General features: G+C 65.6%; 15 protein-coding genes. All 15 read left to right on the top strand.

The window, feature by feature from the left end:
• The first annotated feature begins 14 nt into the window (after positions 1 to 14).
• The 15 genes from atzD to IEW24_RS11545 all read left to right on the top strand — a co-directional run bounded on the left by atzD (position 15) and on the right by IEW24_RS11545 (position 16,942).
• The gene (atzD, locus tag IEW24_RS11615) at positions 15 to 1,100 is read left to right on the top strand and encodes a cyanuric acid amidohydrolase (protein ID WP_188578597.1); all 1,086 of its coding nucleotides are present in this window, start codon (positions 15 to 17) and stop codon (positions 1,098 to 1,100) included.
• Between the two features lie 192 nt (positions 1,101 to 1,292).
• On the top strand, positions 1,293 to 3,377 hold the full coding sequence (locus tag IEW24_RS11610) for a methyl-accepting chemotaxis protein (RefSeq protein ID WP_188578595.1): 2,085 nt from the start codon (positions 1,293 to 1,295) through the stop codon (positions 3,375 to 3,377).
• A 421-nt stretch (positions 3,378 to 3,798) separates the two neighbouring features.
• Positions 3,799 to 5,883: a methyl-accepting chemotaxis protein gene (locus tag IEW24_RS11605; RefSeq protein ID WP_188578593.1), complete on the top strand. Its 2,085-nt coding sequence runs from the start codon at positions 3,799 to 3,801 to the stop codon at positions 5,881 to 5,883.
• 194 nt (positions 5,884 to 6,077) lie between these two features.
• Positions 6,078 to 6,872, top strand: a complete 795-nt coding sequence (locus tag IEW24_RS11600; RefSeq protein WP_244644314.1) for a GntR family transcriptional regulator — start codon at positions 6,078 to 6,080, stop codon at positions 6,870 to 6,872.
• Positions 6,869 to 7,552, top strand: coding sequence for an amino acid ABC transporter permease (locus tag IEW24_RS11595; RefSeq protein WP_188578591.1), 684 nt, complete (start codon positions 6,869 to 6,871; stop codon positions 7,550 to 7,552). The genes IEW24_RS11600 and IEW24_RS11595 overlap by 4 nt, the downstream gene beginning before the upstream one ends.
• A 10-nt stretch (positions 7,553 to 7,562) precedes the next feature.
• Positions 7,563 to 8,219 (top strand): amino acid ABC transporter permease, encoded by a 657-nt coding sequence (locus IEW24_RS11590; RefSeq protein WP_188578589.1) that lies wholly within the window; start codon positions 7,563 to 7,565, stop codon positions 8,217 to 8,219.
• A complete protein-coding gene (locus IEW24_RS11585) occupies positions 8,203 to 8,931 on the top strand; it encodes an amino acid ABC transporter ATP-binding protein (protein ID WP_188578587.1) in 729 nt (242 codons plus the stop codon). The genes IEW24_RS11590 and IEW24_RS11585 overlap by 17 nt, the downstream gene beginning before the upstream one ends.
• Positions 8,932 to 9,093: 162 nt before the next feature.
• Positions 9,094 to 9,897 (top strand): transporter substrate-binding domain-containing protein, encoded by an 804-nt coding sequence (locus IEW24_RS11580; RefSeq protein ID WP_188578585.1) that lies wholly within the window; start codon positions 9,094 to 9,096, stop codon positions 9,895 to 9,897.
• Between the two features lie 490 nt (positions 9,898 to 10,387).
• A complete protein-coding gene (locus IEW24_RS11575; protein ID WP_244644338.1) occupies positions 10,388 to 11,092 on the top strand; it encodes a CoA transferase subunit A in 705 nt (234 codons plus the stop codon).
• A complete protein-coding gene (locus tag IEW24_RS11570; protein ID WP_188578583.1) occupies positions 11,092 to 11,727 on the top strand; it encodes a 3-oxoacid CoA-transferase subunit B in 636 nt (211 codons plus the stop codon). Before IEW24_RS11575 ends, IEW24_RS11570 begins: the two co-directional genes overlap by 1 nt.
• Before the next feature lie 262 nt (positions 11,728 to 11,989).
• Positions 11,990 to 12,739 (top strand): SDR family NAD(P)-dependent oxidoreductase, encoded by a 750-nt coding sequence (locus IEW24_RS11565; protein WP_188578581.1) that lies wholly within the window; start codon positions 11,990 to 11,992, stop codon positions 12,737 to 12,739.
• Positions 12,740 to 12,779: 40 nt separating this feature from the next.
• Positions 12,780 to 13,967: an acyl-CoA dehydrogenase family protein gene (locus IEW24_RS11560; protein ID WP_188578580.1), complete on the top strand. Its 1,188-nt coding sequence runs from the start codon at positions 12,780 to 12,782 to the stop codon at positions 13,965 to 13,967.
• The gene (locus tag IEW24_RS11555) at positions 13,964 to 15,034 is read left to right on the top strand and encodes a phosphotransferase (protein ID WP_188578578.1); all 1,071 of its coding nucleotides are present in this window, start codon (positions 13,964 to 13,966) and stop codon (positions 15,032 to 15,034) included. Before IEW24_RS11560 ends, IEW24_RS11555 begins: the two co-directional genes overlap by 4 nt.
• Positions 15,035 to 15,338: 304 nt before the next feature.
• Complete coding sequence (locus IEW24_RS11550) at positions 15,339 to 15,857, top strand: RNA polymerase sigma factor (RefSeq protein WP_188578576.1); 519 nt, start codon at positions 15,339 to 15,341, stop codon at positions 15,855 to 15,857.
• Between the two features lie 131 nt (positions 15,858 to 15,988).
• Positions 15,989 to 16,942: a FecR family protein gene (locus tag IEW24_RS11545; protein WP_244644313.1), complete on the top strand. Its 954-nt coding sequence runs from the start codon at positions 15,989 to 15,991 to the stop codon at positions 16,940 to 16,942.
• Positions 16,943 to 17,023: the final 81 nt, after the last annotated feature.

The following is a 17,023-nucleotide window of genomic DNA, read 5'->3' as shown; positions in this document are numbered from 1 at the left end:
GGAAGGACAAGAGAATGCCTATCGCAAAGGTGCATCGCATCTCCGCCGGCGCGCCGGATGACGTGTCCGGCGTCGAGGCCGCCATCGCGGCCGGAACCATCGATCCGGCCGGTATCATCGCTATCTTCGGCAAGACCGAGGGCAATGGCTGCGTGAACGATTTCTCGCGCGGCTTTGCCGTCCGGGCGCTCGCAGACATGCTGCGCGGTCATGTGGGAGCGGCGGCGCAGGACGTCTGCCTCGTCATGTCCGGCGGAACGGAAGGCGGCATGGCGCCCCACTGGCTGGTGCTGGAACGGGGCGAGGACGGGGAGGGCATGACGTCCGGCCCCGCGCTCGCCATCGGAAGGGCTCATACCGCGCCGCTGCCGCCGGAACATCTCGGCCGCATGGGGCAGGTGGAGCAGGTGGCCGAGGCGGTGCAACGCGCCATGGCGGATGCCGGCATCACGCGGCCCGAGGATGTACATTTCGTGCAGGTGAAGTGCCCGCTGCTCACCGCCGCCCGCGTGGCGGAGGCGCAGGGCAGGGGGGCGAGCGTTGCCACCGGCGACACGCTCAAATCCATGGGTCTTTCGCGCGGTGCCAGCGCGCTCGGTATCGGGCTTGCGCTGGGCGAAATCGGGCTGGAGCAACTGTCCGACGCCGTCATCGGCACCGATCTGTCGCTGTGGTCCGGCCGGGCCAGCTGCTCCAGCGGCATTGAGCTGATGGGGCACGAGGTGGTGGTGCTCGGCATGTCGGAGGGCTGGTCCGGTCCGCTGGGCATCGCCCATGCGGTGATGAAGGATGCCATCGACATCGCTCCGGTGGCTGGCGCGCTCGCCAGCCTCGGCGTCACGCTGCCCTCCGCCACGCAGGACGAGGCGGACAGTCTCATCGTGCTGGCCAAGGCGGAAGCCAGCCGCTCCGGCACCATCCGGGGACGCCGCCATATCATGCTGGATGACAGCGACATCTCCTCCACCCGCCATGCCCGTGGTTTCGTCGCGGGGGCGCTGGCGGGGCTGGTGGGGCACACGGAAATCTATGTTTCCGGCGGTGCCGAACATCAGGGGCCGGATGGCGGCGGGCCGGTGGCGGTGATCGCGACGCGCTGAAAACGACATATGGACACGCCGGCAGGTCAGGAGAAATGAACCTGCGGGTTCAAGTTGTTACGGCAGAATAGTTGTTGCGTCGCAGCATTTGTAATATTGCGACGCAACCTTCGGACAAGTTTCATTTAGCAGAACGGCACGATGCCGTTCCTGCGTACCTCTGCGCAGGCGTCCCTCAGGGAGACCCCGCGCATGACGATCAAGCGTCTGCTGTCGATTTCCATCCTGCTCATCGCCGCCATCGCCTGCGCCCTTGCGCTGAACATGGCCTGGACCCAGTACGCCCGCCTCACCCGCGTGGAAGAGGCGGATGTGCGCCTTCAGTTCATTCGTGCCGCCGCCGCCATTCCGCCGCTCATGAATGCCGAGCGCGGCCTGACCGTGGTCATGCTGGACACCGCCACCCAGAGCCAGGCGGAGGGGCAGCGCGATTATGTGGACTATCGCGCGGCCACGCAGAAGGCGGTGGAGAATGTGGTCGCCAAGGCGAACGAGGCCAAGGGCCAGTTGCCGGATGCGGAGGTGATGATCGCCAGCGCAACAGCGTTGCAGCAGTCCTTCAAGAGCATGCGCGACTTCGTGGACGCGACCCTCGCGCGGCCGGTCGGCCAGCGCGGCGAGGCCGGCACGGACATGACCGATCGGGGCGCGCGGATCAACATCGCCGTCACCAACGCCATGGAAACGCAGATGCGCTCGCTGGCCGATGCCAATGGCCAGGCCTACGCCTGGACCAGCGCCGCCGTGTCCGTGCTGGAATTCCGCGACGTGGGCGGCCGCCTTGCCGGCACGCTGCAGAACATCGTCTCGGCTCACAAGCCTGTAACACCGCAGGCGCAGGACCAGTTCATGGTCATGCAGGGGCAGGTGGAGCAGATCTGGGCCGGCCTGTGGAAGCTGCGCACCGTGACCAACGGGGCGCCGAATTTCGTGCCCACGCTGGAAAAGGTCTCGCGCGAAAACGTGCAGTTTTCCGCTGGTATCCGGAAGGAAATGCAGCCCTTCTTCGCCAATGGCGACTTCCCGCTGGACGGCGCCGCCTTCCGCGAGAAGACCTTCCGCATCTGGGGTCCGGTGGCCGATCTGCGCGACGCGGCGCTCGACAGCGCCGATGTGGCGCTGGACGCGGCCAAGGCGTCGGCGCAGTCCAGCCTGACCTGGGCCATGGTCGGCCTCGTGGCCGTGGTGCTCGTGGTGATCGCGGTGCTGGTGCTGGTGTCTCGCCGGGCGATCAAGCCTCTGGTGGCCATGACCGCCGCCGTGGGCGAGCTGGCCGACGGCAAGCTGGAGACCGAGATCCCCGGTGTCGGCCGGGCTGACGAGATCGGCGAAATGGCCGCCTCGGTGCAGGTGTTCAAGGAGAGCCTGATCCGAAACGCGGCCCTGGAAGCCGAGACCGTGGCCGCCCGCGAGAAGGCTGAAGCCGAGCGGCGTGCGTCCATGATGGAACTGGCCGACATGTTCGAGCAGAGCGTCGGCGCCATCGTTAATTCGGTCGGCGCGTCCGCGGACCAGCTCAAGGCTTCCGCCAATGTGCTCGCCGGCGGCGCCGACGACACCGCCAGCCGCTCCAGCACGGTCGCCGCCGCTGCCGAGGAGGCTGCGGTGAATGTGAACGTGGTGGCGTCCTCCGCCGAGGAGCTGGGCTCGTCCGTGCAGGAGATTGGCCGTCAGGTCGAGCAGGCGGCTGCCGTCTCGCTGACCGCCGTGGAGGAAGCGCGCAACACCGGCGAGATCGTGCGCGAACTCTCGCAGGCGGCGCACAAGATCAGCGACATCCTCGGCCTGATCTCGACCATCGCCGGCCAGACCAACCTGCTGGCGCTGAACGCGACCATCGAGGCGGCGCGTGCCGGCGAGGCGGGCAAGGGCTTCGCGGTGGTGGCTTCCGAGGTGAAGGAACTGGCGGATCAGACCGCCAAGGCCACGGCCGAGATCTCGGGGCAGGTGGGCGCGATCCAGTCCTCCACCAACAAGGCGGTGGAGGCGATCGGCTCCATCGGCGCCACGATCCAGCAGATGAACACCTATTCCAACGCCATCGCCACGGCGGTCGCGGAACAGGGCGCTGCCACCAGTGAGATCGTGCGGAGCGTGGCGCAGGCATCCGCCGGCACCAGCGAAGTGACGGGCAACATCACGGGTGTGGCCCAGACAGCGCAGAGTGTGGGTTCGGCGGCGGGCGAAGTGCTTTCGCTGTCTACCGACCTTTCGGCGCAGGCGTCTGCGCTCAGCTCCGAAATGCAGCGCTTCCTCGTAACGGTACGGGCAGCCTGAGCGGCGCTTTCGCAGAAGACAGCCAGACTGGAACGGGCGGCCGCAAGGCCGCCCGTTTTGCGTTTGCAGCAACGTAGACGGTGGACAGTACCCAACTCTCTGATCTGCAACAGTTTTGTGTCACCTGCCGAGGCGCGGAGACATCACATGAACAGTTCCTGTCAGCTGGTTGTGTTGCGCTGCACGCGTGGCATCTGCCTGCCATGGCCATGCGCGCCTGTGTCGGAAAAATAGTAATTGAAATCAATGCTTTGCAATGTATCTGGCTTCGCTCGGTCATCAGCGAGCCGCGCCTTCGCGTTTGGTTGTCTACTTCATCGCTAGCGTTCGGGCTGCAACCTTCACGCAAGTCTCATGACTAATGAATACAGGATGCCGTTCCTGCGTACCTCTGCGCGGAGGCGTGTCGGAGATTGCGCGCGTGACCATCAAACGCCTGTTGTCACTTTCCATCCTGCTGATCGCCGCCATAGCCTGTGCTCTGGCGTTGAATATGGCCTGGATGCAGTATTCCCGTCTGCAACTGGTGAATGATGCCGACATGCGGCTGCAGTTCATCCGCGCCGCTGCGGATATCCCGCCGCTGATGAACGCCGAGCGTGGCCTGACCGTGCTCGCCGTCGAGACCATGACCGTGGATCAGGCTGCCGCCCGGCGCGACCTCACGGACTATCGCGCCGCCACCGAAAAGGCGCTGGCGAACGTGATCAGCAAGGCGAATGCCGCCAGGGGCGAGTTGCCCGACGCCGATGCGCTGGTGGCCAAGGCCAACGATCTGCAGCAGTCCTACAAGAGCCTGCGGGATCTGGTGGAAGGCGCCATGGCGCGCCCGGTGGGGCAGCGCGGTGACGCGACTGCGACGATCACCGAGCGGGCCGGCGCCATCAACACGTCCGCCATGGCGGCGATGGAAGCGCAGATGCGCACGCTCGCCAGCGCCAACGGCCAGGCCTATGCCTGGGCGAACGTGGCGGTGTCGGTGCTTGAATTCCGCGATATCGGCGGCCGCCTGTCCGGCTCGCTGCAGAACATCGTGGCCGCCCGCAAGCCGGTGGTCGGCGAGGCTCGCGACAACTTCCTGATCATGCAGGGGCGTGTGGATCAGATCTGGGCCGGCCTGTGGAAGCTGCGCGCCGTCACCAATGGCGCCCCCTCCTTCCTGCCTTCGCTGGAGAAGGTCTATCGCGAGAACGTCCAGCTTTCGGCGGACATCCGCAAGGAGATGCTGCCCTTCTTCGTCACCGGCGAGTTCCCGCTCGACGGCGCGGCCTTCCGCGAGAAGACCTTCCGTGTGTGGGGACCCGTCGTCGAACTGCGCGATGCGGCCCTCGACAGTGCCGATGCGGCCATCGACGGGGCGCAGGCGACGGCAAGCTCGAACCTCACCTGGGCGCTGGTTGGCGCCGCGGCCGTGGTGCTGGTGGTGATCGGCGTGCTGGTGGCCGTCTCCCGTCGTGCGATCAAGCCGCTGGTGGCCATGACCGCCGCCGTGGGCGAACTGGCGGACGGCCGGCTGGACACCGAAGTCCCCGGTGTCGGCCGCAAGGACGAGATCGGCGAAATGGCCGCCTCGGTGCAGGTGTTCAAGGAGAGCCTGATCCGAAACGCGGCACTGGAAGCCGAGACCGTCGCCGCCCGCGAGAAGGCTGAAGCCGAGCGGCGTGCGTCCATGATGGAACTGGCCGACATGTTCGAGCAGAGCGTCGGCGCCATCGTTAATTCGGTCGGCGCGTCCGCGGACCAGCTCAAGGCTTCCGCCAACGTTCTCGCCAACGGCGCGGACGATACGGCGGGCCGTTCCAACACCGTGGCGGCGGCTGCCGAGGAAGCGGCGGCGAACGTGTCCGTGGTGGCGTCCTCCGCTGAAGAGCTGGGCAGCTCCGTGCAGGAGATCGGCCGGCAGGTGGAGCAGGCGGCGGCTGTCTCGCTGACCGCCGTGGACGAAGCCCGCTCCACGGGCGAGATCGTTCGCGAACTCTCGCAGGCGGCGCACAAGATCAGCGACATCCTCGGCCTGATCTCGACCATCGCCGGTCAGACCAACCTGCTGGCGCTGAACGCGACCATCGAGGCGGCGCGTGCCGGCGAGGCGGGCAAGGGCTTCGCGGTGGTGGCCTCCGAGGTGAAGGAACTGGCGGACCAGACTGCAAAGGCCACCGCCGAGATCTCGGGTCAGGTGGGCGCCATCCAGTCCTCCACCAACAAGGCGGTGGAGGCGATCGGCTCCATCGGTGCCACCATCCAGCAGATGAACACCTACTCCAACGCCATCGCGGCGGCCGTTGCCCAGCAAGGCTCGGCCACCGGCGAGATCGTGCGGAGCGTGGCGCAGGCGTCCGCCGGCACCAGCGAGGTGACGGGCAACATCACCAATGTGGCCCAGACGGCGCAGAGCGTCGGTGCCGCGGCGGGCGAGGTGCTCTCGCTCTCCACGGACCTGTCCTCGCAGGCGACCGCGCTGAGCAGCGAGATGCAGCGCTTCCTCGCCACGGTGCGGGCGGCCTGATCAAGCACTCAACACGCACGTGACATCGGACGGGCGGCCTTCGGGCCGCCCGTTTGCGTTTGCATTGCGTCAAAAGGTGTAGGTCGGCCCCGCTTGCCGGACTTACATATCTAATATACCAGTTGTGTGTCGACACGGGACGGCGACCGGCTTTCGGGCCGGCGGACAGTCCCGGCGCACACGAGGAAACGACCATGCGACGCCGGCTATCCGCTGGCCTCCCCATGGCCCGCGCCGGCTTGCCCGGCAACGGCCCGTATTGGGGCGGCGAGGGGAGCCGCGGGCTGACCGCGGCCAGCATCATCCATCAGCATCTGCGGGACGAGATCGTCTCTCTGGTGCGCGCGCCCGGCGCGGTGATTTCCGAGAAGGACATCGCCACCGCCCATGGCGTCAGCCGCACCCCCGTGCGCGAGGCCCTGCTGCGCCTTGCCGACGAGGGGCTGGTGGAGATCGCCCCCAAATCCGGCACCTTCGTCTCCCGCATTCCCGTTGCTGCTCTGCCGGAAGCCATCGTCGCCCGCATGGCGCTGGAGGAAGTGACGGCCCGCACCGCTGCGCAGAATGCCAGCGGCAGCGCGGTTTCCGGTCTGCGCGCCATTCTGGAGCGGCAGGCGGAAATGGCCGGCGCCGAGGACCATGCCGGCTTCCATGACGCGGACGAGGCCTTCCATCAGGCGGTGGCGGAGGCGGCGCGTTATCCCGGCCTGTGGCGCATGGTGCAGCAGCTGAAGACGCAGGTGGACCGTTTCCGCCATCTCACCCTGCCGCAGCCCGGCCGCATGGAGCGGGTGATCGTGGAGCATGGCGCGGTGGTGGATGCCATCGCCGCCCATGATCCGGAGGCCGCCGCCGCCGCCATGCGGGCGCATGTGGAGGGCCTGCGCGCGTCACTGGGCGAGATGCGCGATGTGAACCCCGGCTATTTCGATGGCGACCTGGCTGGAGGGCTTTCCCTCCAGGGCGTACCGGAGCGGGGGCGGCCATGAAGTACAAGTTCGATTTCGGCGCGCTGGCCGAATACTGGCCGCAGTTCGTGGACGGCGCCCTGCTGACGCTGGAAATGACCGTGCTCTCCACCGTTTCCGGCCTCGTGGTCGGAACGCTGGTGGCCATCGGCCGGCGGTCGGAGAACAAGCTGCTGTCGCGCCTCTGCGGCGCCTATGTGGAGACGGTGCGCAACACGCCGTTCCTGATCCAGCTGTTCTTCATCTATTTCGGCCTCGCCTCGGCGGGCCTGCGCCTGCCGGTGGTGGTGGCGTCCGTCATCGCCATGGTGTTCAACGTGGCCGCCTATACGGCGGAGATAGTGCGCGCCGGCATGGACGCCACTCCGCGCGGCCAGCTGGAGGCGGCGGACAGTCTCGGCATGTCGCTGCCGCAGATCTACTGGCACATCATTCTGCGCCCCGCTCTGGAGCGGGTCTATCCCGCGCTCACCGGGCAATACATCCTGATGATGCTGTCCACGTCCGTGACCTCGCAGATTTCCGCCGAGGAGCTGACGGGCATCGCCAACAACATCCAGTCCAACACCTTCCGCTCGTTCGAGACCTTCATCGTGGTGGCCGGCATCTATCTGCTGCTCACCCTGATCCTGAAGGCCGGTTTCTGGGGGCTCGGCCTCGCGCTGTTCACGCGCCGCCGCCGCCTCGGCACGAGCCTTTAGAGAGGCGCGCATGCTGGCACAGCCCTTCACCCTGGCCCATGTGGGCTACATGCTGAACGGCGTCCTGTGGACGCTCGCCCTCTCCGCGCTGGCCTTCGTGTTCGGCGGCATCGCCGGATTCGGCGTCATGCTGCTGCGCATCTCGCGCTTCCGCGCGGTGCGCATCGCCTCGCTGGTGGTGGTGCAGATCGTGCAGGGCATCCCGCTGCTGGTGATCCTGTTCGCGGTCTATTTCGGCCTCGGCATCTTCGGCTTTCAGGTGGCGCCCATCATCGCGGCGGGCGTTGCCATGATGATCTATTCGGCCGCCTTTCTGGCCGAGATCTGGCGCGGCTGCGTGGAGGCGGTGCCGCGCACCCAGTTCGAAGCCGCCGAATGCCTTGCGCTCACCCGCTGGGAGGCGCTGCGCAAGGTGATCCTGCCGCAGGCCTTCCGCCTCGCCATCCCGCCCACGGTGGGCTTCATGGTGCAGGTGGTGAAAAGCACTTCGCTCGCCTCCGTGGTCGGCTTCGTGGAGCTGACGCGTGCGGCGCAGATCATCAACAATTCCACCTTCCAGTCGTTTCTGGTGTTCGGCATCGCGGGCGCGTTCTACTTCGCGATCTGCTGGCCGCTGAGCGCCTGGAGCCGCACGCTCGAAAGGAAGCTCCATGTCGGCCGTCATTGAGCTGAAGGACGTTCACAAGAGCTTCGGGCAGGTTGAGGTGCTCAAGGGCGTCTCGCTTGCCGTGGAGCGCGGCGAAGCCATCGCGGTGATCGGCCGTTCGGGCTCGGGCAAGTCCACGGCCCTGCGCTGCGTCAACCGGCTGGAGACCATCCAGTCCGGTGAGATCAATGTCTGCGGCCACCCCGTGCATGATCCCAAGCTCGACGTGCGCAAGCTGCGCCTCGATGTGGGCATCGTGTTCCAGAGCTACAATCTCTTCCCCCACCTGACGGTGGAGGAGAACATCATGCTCGCCCCGGTCACGGTGAAGAAGCTGCGCAAGGCCGAAGCGCGGGCGCTGGCGGCGCAGGCGCTCGCCCGCGTCGGGCTGGCGGAGAAGGCGCAGTCCTATCCCGAGCAATTGTCCGGCGGCCAGCAGCAGCGGGTGGCGATTGCCCGGTCGCTGGCCATGCAGCCGCAGGTGATGCTGTTCGACGAGGTGACGTCCGCTCTTGATCCGGAGCTTACCGGCGAGGTGCTACGCGTCATGGAAGACCTCGCCAAGGGCGGCATGACCATGCTGGTGGTGACGCATGAGATGGGGTTCGCCCGCAAGGTGGCGGATCGCATCGTCTACATGCATCAGGGCCGGGTGTGGGAGGTGGGCGACGGCAGCATGCTCGCCAACCCGCAGACGCCCGAGCTGAGGGCATTCATGGCCCATGATCTCTAGAGCACGTCCGACTTCGATTGCTTCACAGTCAAAGTAAAAAGTCGAACCGATCCGGCTCTGAAGTTTTCTGACGCCCGCGCCTTTTGGCGGGCGTGCGTAAGCCGCGTTTACCAAAACCCCGGCGCAGATCGGGGCCTGAGTGCACACGAGGAGGAGAAACCCATGCGACTTTTCAAATTCGGCGCCATTGCCCTTGCCGCCGCGAGCCTCGCGCTCGCGTCCGTTCCCGCCGCCAAGGCGGATCAGCTCGATGATATCCTGAAGGCCAAGAAGATCCGCGTCGCCGTGGTGCTCGGCACGCCGCTCTTTTCCTTTGCCGGCGCGGACCTGAAGCCCACCGGCTCGGATGTGGAAACCGCCCGCATGCTGGCGAAAGATCTCGGCGTCGAGGTGGAGTGGGTGGAGATCACCACCGCCGCCCGCGTGCCGACCATCCAGACCGGCAAGGCGGACATCCTCGTCGCCAGCCTCGGCATCACGCCGGAGCGCAAGAAGGTGGTGGACTTCTCCATCCCCTACGCCACGCTCGACATCATCGTCGCTGCCCCGGATGGCACCGCCATCAAGGATTATGCGGACCTGACCGGCAAGCGCATCGGCCTGACCCGCGCCACCGTCAACGACCAGCTCGTGACCGCCAATGCCAAGGGCGCCGAGATCGTGCGGTTCGAGGATGACGCGACCCTCATCTCGGCGGCCGTGTCCGGGCAGGTGGACATCGTCTCCACCCAGCCGCCGCTGATCGCCATGATGAATGAGAAGCGTCCGGACCGGCAGCTGAAGACCAAGTTCGTCATGCGCGAGCTGAATCTGGGCATCGCGCTGCCGCAGGGCGAGCCCAAGCTGAAGGCGTGGCTCGACGACTGGATCCGCAAGAATATGGCCAATGGCGCGCTGCCGACCATGTTCGCCAAGTTCCACGGCCGCGAGCTGCCGAAGGATCTGGCCGACCGCGCCACCAACTGAGGGCGCGACCCGCGAGAGGCGCGCCAGTGTGCGCGTCTCTCGTCATGCCGAATGTCGGCCGGGGTAGAGATATTCAGGTCGTGGTAAATTGGTAGAGTTTTCTTATTGAGCGCACTGCGGCGCTCCTTCCCAGGTCACGGCGAAGCCGGGCAAGATGACGGCATCCGCGCTGATTTGAGGCTGCTCCCTGACAGGATTGAGGTGCCGTCACGCCTTGCGGTTGTGCTGGCTCCTATTGTCCCCCGTCGATTTCGTGCCATTCTCCTGCGGCGGCATGTGCGCAGCGGGAGTCATCGGCAAATGGGACCTGCCGGGGTTGCGCACGCCGCCGGTGGCGATGAGTCTGAGGGGGACGGGCAGGGCGCGGCTGAAAACGAGCCGCATATCTGGCTGTTCCCATGCCGTGGGCCGTTCGCGGATACATCGCGAGGCGGGCCGGGCGGGGTCAGGCGCGTTTGCCGACGTTCGACCTGATGTAGGGAGGAAGATTGTGCAGAAAATCTGTGACAGCGCCGAGGAGGCGCTGGCGGGCAAGACATTCGACGGAATGATGGTCGCCTCCGGCGGCTTCGGCTTGTGCGGCATACCCGAGACGCTGATCGAAGCGCTGGTTGCCAGCGGCACGAAAAACATCACCGCAATCTCGAACAATGCGGGCGTGGATGATTTCGGCCTCGGGCGTCTGCTGCGCACGCGCCAGATCAGCAAGATGATCTCGTCCTACGTGGGTGAGAACAAGGAGTTCGAGCGCCAGTATCTGGCGAAGGAGCTTGAGATTGAATTCTGCCCGCAGGGCACGCTTGCCGAGCGCATGCGCGCGGGCGGCGCCGGCATTCCGGGCTTCTATACCAAGACCGGTGTCGGCACGCTGATCGCCGAAGGCAAGGAAACCAAGACCTTCAACGGCGAGGAATATCTGCTGGAGACGGGCCTCGTCGCCGATCTGGCGATCGTCAAGGCCTGGAAGGGCGACCCCTACGGCAACCTCGTCTACCGGAAGTCGGCTCGCAACTTCAATCCGATGGCTGCCGCCTGCGGCAAGTTCACCGTGGCCGAAGTGGAAGAGATCGTCGGCCCCGGCGAACTCGAGCCCGACCACATCCACACGCCGGGCATTTTCGTTCAGCGCCTCGTTCTGGCGACCCGGAACGAAAAGCGGATCGAACAGCGCACGGTACGGACGGGAGCAGTCTGATGGCCTGGACACGTGATGAAATGGCGAGCCTCGCCGCGCAGGACCTGAGTGACGGCTTCTACGTCAATCTCGGCATCGGCATTCCGACCCTGGTCGCCAACTACATTCCCGCCGACGTCGATGTGACGTTGCAGTCGGAGAACGGCATCCTCGGCCTCGGCCCGTTTCCGCTGGACAACGAGGTCGATGCCGACCTGATCAATGCCGGCAAGCAGACCATCACCGAACTGGACCGGACCAGCTACACCTCGTCCGCCGACAGCTTCGGCATGATCCGCGGCGGCCATATCGATCTGTCGATCCTTGGCGCCATGGAAGTGTCCGAGACCGGCGATCTGGCGAACTGGATGGTGCCGGGCAAGATGGTGAAGGGGCCGGGCGGCGCCATGGATCTGGTGGCCGGCGTGCGCCGCATCACCGTTCTGATGGATCATGTGGACAAGGCCGGTGTGGCCAAGTTCCGCAAGGCCTGCACGCTCCCGTTTACGGGACGCAACGTGGTCGACAAGATCATCACCAACTTCGCCATCTTCGAACGCCCGGACCGGGAATCGCCGTTCCAGCTCAAGAAGATCGCACCGGGTATGGATGCCGAGGGCATCCGGAAGATGACCGAGGCGCATTATACCGAGTGACGGCCGCGCGCCGGCAGGCGGCCACGGTGCGATTGGCTTGCAGCCTGCGCCGATGAAGCCGCGCGGGCGCATGGAAAGGTAGAGAGCGTAGCGGCTGGCGCCAACCAGCGGCTGATCGCTTGCAGGATTATGCCGGGCGGCGTGCCATTGCCGCCCGGCATCAAAGCCCAGACAGAACCGGAAAAGTCCGCACGCCTTCCGCGCGCCGAACGCGCATTGCCGGGAGCCGACAGAACGGGCACCAAGGGCGGAGGAAACCCGGATGAAACTGGATCTGCACGGCAAGCGTGTATTGATCACTGGCGCATCAAGTGGGCTTGGCGCGCATTTCGCGCGGCTTGCCGCCGGTTGCGGGGCGCAGGTCATAGCCGCCGCGCGGAATCAGGATGTGCTGACACGTCTTGTCGCCGAGATCACGCAAGCGGGGCATGCAGCGCAGAGCCTGAGCCTTGACGTGACCCGGAAGGAAGCGGCGGATGACGCGATCGACCGTCTCGGGGCCGTGGATGTTCTCATCAACAATGCCGGGATCACCCGCGCCAGGCCTGCCCTCGATCAGTCCGAGGCCGACTGGGACGATGTGGTCGATACCAATCTCAAGGGCATGTTCTTCGTGGCGCAGGCGGTCGCCCGGAAGATGATCGCCGACAAGCGTCCGGGCGCCATCGTGAACGTGGCGTCCATTCTGGGGCTGCGACAGGCGGGGGCTGTGCTGCCCTATGCGGTATCCAAGGCCGGCGTGATCCAGATGACAAAGTCCTTGGCCCTTGAACTGGCGCGCCACAACATTCGCGTGAACGCGCTGGCACCGGGATATGTGGCTACGGAACTCAACAAGGATTTCTTCGACAGCGAAGCCGGCCAGAACCTCATCCGGCGTATCCCCACGCGCAGGCTCGGCGAACTGGAGGACCTCGATGGTCCCTTGCTCCTGCTCGCCTCCGATGCCTCGCGCCACATGACGGGCTCCACCATCGTGGTGGATGGGGGACATCTGCTGAGCGGGTTATAATGAATTGGTGGTCATTATCGATTGCAGCAGGGAGATTGTGATGGGTTCGGGAGTGGACAGTCAGGGCGTTTCCGAGCGGGCTATGGCCCTCGGCGCGCGTGTCGAGGCGTTCGTGCGCACGGTGGTGGTGCCGTTCGAGCATGACCCGCGACGCTCAAGCCACGGGCCTTCGGAGGAACTCGTCGCCGCCATGCGCGGTCTGGCGCGCGAGGCGGGCCTCATGACGCCGCATATCCTCTCCGACGGCACCCATCTGACCCAGCGTGAAACGGCGCATGTGCTGATCAAGTCCGGCCTGTCGCCGCTCGGCCCCGTGGCTCTGAACACCATGGCACCCGATGAGGGCAACATGTACCTGCTGGGCAAGGTCGCCTCGCCGGAGCAGAAGCGCCGCTTTCTCGATCGCGTGGTGGCGGGCGAGGTCCGCTCGGCCTTCTTCATGACCGAGCCTGCGGAGGAGGGGGGCGCGGGTTCCGATCCCTCCATGCTCAAGACCACCTGCGTGCAGGATGGCAACCACTGGGTGATCAACGGGCGCAAGGCCTTCATCACCGGCGCGCAGGGCGCAGGGGTGGGCATCATCATGGCCAAATCGCAGGATGGCGCCTGCATGTTCCTTGTCGATCTGCCGGACCCGGCGATCCGTATCGAGCGGGTGCTCGATACCATCGACAGCTCCATGCCGGGCGGTCATTCGGTGGTGGCGATCAACGAGCTTCGCGTGCCGGCCGACCAGATGCTCGGCCAGAGCGGGGAGGGCTTCAAATATGCGCAGGTCCGTCTCTCGCCGGCCCGCCTGTCTCACTGCATGCGCTGGCTCGGTGCCTGCATTCGCGCCAACGAGATCGCCAGCGCCTATGCGTGCAGCCGCATGGCTTTCGGCAAGCCGCTGATCGACCATGAGGGCGTCGGCTTCATGCTGGCGGACAACATGATCGATCTGCAGCAGGCCCGCCTGATGATCGACTGGTGCGCCGGCGTTCTCGATACGGGCGATCTGGGCACGGTCGAAAGCTCGATGACCAAGGTTGCGGTGTCCGAAGCGCTCATGCGCGTGGCCGATCGCTGCGTGCAGGTCATGGGCGGAACGGGCGTGTCCGGGGACACCATCGTCGAGCAGGTGTTCCGCGAGGTGCGCGCCTTCCGCATCTATGACGGGCCGACCGAAGTGCACAAATGGTCGCTCGCCAAGAAGATCAAGCGCGAGCACAGGCAGGCGGCGTCATGAGCGGCACCGGCGCCGACGCGAATACGGGCACCACCGCCGTTCGCGCGGGCTTCGGCTTCGATGAAGCGGCCTTGGGTGCGTGGATGCAGGCGCATGTCCCCGGCTTTTCCGGGCCGCTGGTGGTCGAGCAGTTCAAGGGGGGGCAATCCAATCCCACCTACAAGCTGTCCACACCGGGCGCGGCCTATGTCCTGCGGCGCAAGCCGCCGGGCCAGTTGCTGAAGGGTGCCCATGCCATCGAGCGTGAGGCACAGGTTCTGGCTGGGCTGGAGCGAGCCCATTTCCCCGTGCCTCACATCCATGGGCTCTGTACGGATGAGCAGGTGATCGGCACCTGGTTCTACGTGATGGAGATGGTGGAAGGGCGCATCTTCTGGGACGCGACCCTTTCGGATGTGCCGCGCGACGAGCGGCCAGCCTATTTCGATGCCATGAACGCGACGATTGCGGCGCTGCATAACGTCGATTATCAGGCCGTCGGGCTGGGCGATTACGGCAAGCCCGGAAATTATCTGGAACGGCAGATCAACCGCTGGTCACGGCAATATCTGGAAGATGTCGAGGCCGGGCGCGACGCGGACATGGACGTGTTGATCGACTGGTTGCAGGCCAATATTCCGCCGGTGGATGAGACGTCCATCGTTCATGGTGATTTCCGTATCGACAACATGATCTTCCACCCCGTGGAGCCGCGTGTGGTGGCGGTTCTGGACTGGGAGCTGTCCACGCTCGGTCATCCGCTGGCGGACTTCGCCTATCACGCCATGATGTACCAGATGCCGCCTCATATCGTCGCCGGGCTGGGGGGCGTCGATGTTCAGGCGTTCAACATTCCATCCGAGGAAGACTATGTGGCACGCTATTGCGTGCGCACGGGGCGGGACCGGATCGAGCATTATGCCTTCTACCGGGCCTTCGTTTTCTTCCGCCTCGCTGCCATCTTCCACGGCATCAAGGGGCGGGTGATCAGGGGCACGGCGGCATCGGCGCAGGCCAGGGAGCGCGCCGAGAGTTTCCATGAGCTGGCGGCCATCGGACGACGGCTTGCATCGAGCGAGGGGCAGTGAACCGCTCGCGCCCTTCAGGCCGGCCGTCCCATGGGCAGGGGGGATGGCTTGCGTGTCCGGATGTCTGCGTTTCAATTCAGGCGGAACCGGATCTATATTGTATTTATTCTAAAGATAAGAGTGCAGACTTGAGATTCAATTTCGTATCCGGCAATTGCGAGGGATAGCGGATTTGTCTACGAATTGTTTGCGATGATTTCCCGATGCGTGGTGGCGCACTCGGGCAGGTCAATGGAGCGGGCAGACGTCGCGGCGGGTTTCGGGCGAGAGACTGCCTTGCCTGGCGTGCCTGCAGGAGACCCGTATGCTCGGGACATGGGTGCACGAGTTGCAGCGTACAGAGGAAGATCGGCTGCGCCGCTTCTTTCTCCGGCGCTTTCGTGACCGTTCCGATGCCTTCGATGCGACACAGGAAACCTTCCTCAGGCTGCTGAGCGCCACGCCTCGCGGTGTGGTTGAAAATCCGAAGGCCTATCTGTTCCAGACCGCCCGCAACATTGCCTATGACCAGACCGCCAGCCGCCGCCGCCGCGAGCAGGTGGAATGCCCCATCACCGACGAGCAGGCGGTGCTCAATATCGCCTCCGACGCGCCCTCTCCCGAGCGGGTGCTGATCGACAAGCAGCGCCTTGAGCTCTTCGAGCGGGCGCTGATGGATCTGCCGGTCCGGGTGCGGACGGTGGTTATCCTCAGCCGGCTGGAAGGCTGGTCCTATCCCGCCATCGCAGAGCATCTGCGCGTCTCCCCCAATACCGTCTACAATGACATGCGCATGGGCATGGCCCATTGCGTCGCCGCCATGGCGCGCGCCGAGCGCAGGTAGCCGGCGATGCGGCTCGGGTGCCGGATTGTGAGATCCGGGCGCTTGGGCCGTCATGAGGAGTAGAGGGCGAGCGAAAGCGGGCGATGAGGGACAATACTCCAGCCGATCCTGAAGCGGCGCAGCACGGGGACATGACCGAGGCCCCTCTCACTGCCGAGGCCGTGGACTGGTTCATTCGCTTGCAGACGGCGGCGGGTGATCCCGCGACGGCGTGTGCCTTCCGGGCCTGGCTGGACAGCGACCCCGGCCATGCGGAGGCTTTCGCGGATGTGGCAGAGGTCTGGGGCGCTCCGGAACTCCTGCTCGCAACCCGCAACGTGGCTGGCCGAACCGGATACACGCCACCGCGCCGCCAGCGACCGGGCAAGGGGTTGAGGAAGAAGGGGGCCATTGTCGCCACCTCCGTGGTGCTGCTGCTCGGCGCGCTGCAACTGCCGGACGTGCTGCTGCGGCTGCGCTCGGACTATGTCACGGATGCCGGCCAGAGGCGGGTGGTGGATCTGCCGGATGGCTCGGCCATGACCATGAATTCCGGAACGGCGGTGTCGCTCGATTTCGCGGAAGGTCGCCGGCATGTCCGGATTCTCAAGGGCGAAGCCTATTTCGACGTGCGCTCCATGCCGGATTCCCCCTTTAAAGTGGAGGGGCAGTACGGGCGTGTGGTGGTCAAGGGCACGGCCTTCGACGTGAAGCTGGCGGCGGACAATGACAATGTGGTGCTGAGCCGTGGCGTGGTGGATGTGGCGCGCCTTGCCGACCCCTCCGAGCATGCGCTTCTCGCTCCGGGGGAGGCGGTCAGCATCACCGCATCGGGCGTGACGGCAGTCACACGCGTCGATCCGGAACGCTCGCTGGCGTGGCTGGGTGGCCGTATCAGCTTCTCCGACCAGCCTCTTGGGCGTGTGCTCGATGATCTGCGGCGCCACTATGCCGGCCGCGTCTTCGTGATGCGCGATGGTATCGAGCAGGTCTCGGTGAGCGGCAATTACAGGCTCGATCAGCCGCTGCTGGTCATCGAGTCGCTGGCGCAGGCGGCCGGCGCCTCCGTGACGGTGCTGCCGGGCGGCATCGTGATCCTGCGCTGAGCAGCTGAAACTTTTTTTGTGAGATCGGTCCACGGCCTCAGTCATCAGAAACAGGCAGCGGATGCGTGTTGCACGCGTTCG

Source organism: Azorhizobium oxalatiphilum, from assembly GCF_014635325.1.
Lineage (GTDB): Bacteria > Pseudomonadota > Alphaproteobacteria > Rhizobiales > Xanthobacteraceae > Azorhizobium > Azorhizobium oxalatiphilum.
The sequence above is the reverse complement of the archived record's forward strand: the minus strand, read 5'-3'. Positions and strand labels throughout refer to the sequence as shown.